Annotated in this window: 2 rRNA genes; both read right to left on the reverse strand. The window is 48.7% G+C overall.

From position 1 onward, the window contains the following. Positions 1 to 11 precede the first annotated feature (11 nt). Positions 12 to 126 (reverse strand): 5S ribosomal RNA (gene rrf / locus H612_RS0104600). Positions 127 to 178: 52 nt separating this feature from the next. Next, positions 179 to 3,057: ribosomal RNA gene (locus H612_RS0104605) — 23S ribosomal RNA — on the reverse strand. Positions 3,058 to 3,197: the final 140 nt, after the last annotated feature.

Below are 3,197 nucleotides of genomic sequence, written 5' to 3' on the forward strand. Positions count from 1 at the left end.
CCTCCTCAAAAGCCTGGCAACGTTCTAGTCTCACAGGGCGTAAACCCAACTACATTCGACGCTAAAGAGCTTAACTTCTGTGTTCGGTATGGGTACAGGTGTGTCCTCTTCGCTATCGCCACCAGACGAAAACTTCATACATATATTATCTCTTCTTCTTCTACAGCTCGAACTTCACTTGATTAAGTCCTCGACCTATTAGTTTTAGTCAGCTCAATACGTTACCGCACTTCCACTCCTAACCTATTCTCCTTGTCGTCTTCAAGGGGTCTTACTTATTGGGAAATCTCATCTCGAGGGGGGCTTCATGCTTAGATGCTTTCAGCTCTTATCCCTTCCGTATTTAGCTACCCAGCTATGCCACTGGCGTGACAACTGGTACACCATTGATACGTCCATCCCGGTCCTCTCGTACTAAGGACAGCTCCTCTCAAATTTCCTACGCCCACGACGGATAGGGACCGAACTGTCTCACGACGTTCTGAACCCAGCTCGCGTACCGCTTTAATGGGCGAACAGCCCAACCCTTGGGACCGACTACAGCCCCAGGATGCGATGAGCCGACATCGAGGTGCCAAACCTCCCCGTCGATGTGGACTCTTGGGGGAGATAAGCCTGTTATCCCCAGGGTAGCTTTTATCCGTTGAGCGATGGCCCTTCCATTCGGTACCACCGGATCACTAAGTCCTGCTTTCGCACCTGCTCGACTTGTCTGTCTCACAGTCAAGCTCCCTTGTGCCTTTACACTCTGCAAATGATTTCCAACCATTCTGAGGGAACCTTTGAACGCCTCCGTTACTCTTTAGGAGGCGACCGCCCCAGTCAAACTGCCCACCTGACACTGTCTCCCGGTTTTCTATTCCGTGGGTTAGAATTTCAATACAGCAAGGGTAGTATCCCAACATCGCCTCCTTATACACTGGCGTGCATATCTCCTAGGCTCCTACCTATCCTGTACATACTGCATCAAAATTCAATATCAAGCTACAGTAAAGCTCCATGGGGTCTTTCCGTCCTGTCGCGGGTAACCTGCATCTTCACAGGTACTATGATTTCACCGAGTCCATCGTTGAGACAGTGCCCAAATCGTTACGCCTTTCGTGCGGGTCGGAACTTACCCGACAAGGAATTTCGCTACCTTAGGACCGTTATAGTTACGGCCGCCGTTTACTGGGGCTTCAATTCATACCTTCGCTTGCGCTAAGCACTCCTCTTAACCTTCCAGCACCGGGCAGGCGTCAGCCCCTATACTTCACCTTTCGGTTTTGCAGAGACCTGTGTTTTTGTTAAACAGTCGCTTGGGCCTATTCACTGCGGCCTACTCTCGTAGGCACCCCTTCTCCCGAAGTTACGGGGTCATTTTGCCGAGTTCCTTAACGATGGTTCTCTCGCTCACCTTAGAATTCTCTTCCCAACTACCTGTGTCGGTTTGCGGTACGGGCACCTCTTATCTCGATAGCGGCTTTTCTTGAGAGTTTGGCTTCATTGACTTCGCTACTTCTTTTCGCTCCCCTTCACGCTTCAACCTTTCAAGTGGCGGATTTGCCTACCACTCAGCCTTTACGCTTAGACGTCCTATTCCATCAGGACGATCAATTAGCCTCCTCTGTCCCCACTTCTCTCAATCGATATTTGGTGGTACAGGAATTTCTACCTGTTGTCCATCGGCTTCACCTCTCGGCTTCACCTTAGGTCCCGACTTACCCAGAGCGGACGAGCCTTCCTCTGGAAACCTTAGTCTTTCGGTGGATAGGATTCTCACCTATCTTTCGCTACTCACACCGGCATTCTCACTTCTAACCTCTCCACCTCACCTTCCAGTTCGGCTTCTTCGATGTTAGAACGCTCTCCTACCATATAACATTTGTTATATCCGCAGCTTCGGTTGTATGTTTAGCCCCGGTACATTTTCGGCGCGATGTCACTCGACCAGTGAGCTATTACGCACTCTTTAAATGGTGGCTGCTTCTAAGCCAACATCCTGGTTGTCTGTGCATCATCACATCCTTTTCCACTTAACATACAATTTGGGACCTTAGCTGGCGGTCTGGGCTGTTTCCCTTTCGACTACGAACCTTATCACCCGCAGTCTGACTCCCGTTGATATTTATCTGGCATTCGGAGTTTGTCTGAATTCGGTAACCCGGGATGGGCCCCTAGTCCAAACAGTGCTCTACCTCCAGTAAACTCACAACGAGGCTAGCCCTAAAGCTATTTCGGAGAGAACCAGCTATTTCCAAGTTCGATTGGAATTTCTCCGCTACCCACACCTCATCCAAACACTTTTCAACGTGTCCTGGTTCGGTCCTCCATTCAGTGTTACCTAAACTTCAACCTGGACATGGGTAGATCACTTGGTTTCGGGTCTACTCCATCATACTATCTCGCCCTATTAAGACTCGCTTTCGCTTCGGCTCCATGTCTTCCACTTAACCTCGCATGATAAAGTAACTCGCCGGTTCATTCTACAAAAGGCACGCCATCACCCCTAAGGGCTCTGACTACTTGTAAGCACACGGTTTCAGGTTCTCTTTCACTCCCCTCCCGGGGTTCTTTTCACCTTTCCCTCACGGTACTGGTTCACTATCGGTCACTAGGTAGTATTTAGCCTTACCAGATGGTCCTGGTAGATTCCGACGGAATTCCTCGTGTTCCGCCGTACTCAGGTGCTCTCTCAAGTTAACTTTGCATTTCGTCTACAGGACTTTTACCTCCTTTGGTACACTTTCCCAAGTGTTTCAACTATACTTCGCTATACTCTTTCTTGAGAGTCCTTCAACCCCAATATGCATGCACATTGGTTTGGGCTCTTACCCTTTCGCTCGCCGCTACTTAGGTAATCGATTTTTCTTTCTCTTCCTGCAGGTACTTAGATGTTTCAGTTCCCTGCGTTACCTCGCTTTCGCGTACCGCCTCTTTACTTGCGGTGGGTTCCCCCATTCGGATATCTACGGCTCTTTGCTTACTTACAGCTCCCCGTAGCGTTTCGTCGTTTGTCACGTCCTTCTTCGGCTCCTAGTGCCAAGGCATCCTCCGTGCGCTCTTTTCTACTTAATCGTGTGTAGCTTTCTTCGCTTCGTTCTTCTTCCTTGAACTCTTGTGAATAAGTCTTTTCTTACTTATTTACTTTTTTCTCGGTTTTTTCTGTTTTCTTTAGAAATTTTTGATCTAATATATATATTCTGTTTTCATTGTGC

This window comes from Gemella cuniculi DSM 15828, assembly GCF_000425665.1.
Classification (GTDB): Bacteria; Bacillota; Bacilli; order Staphylococcales; family Gemellaceae; genus Gemella; species Gemella cuniculi.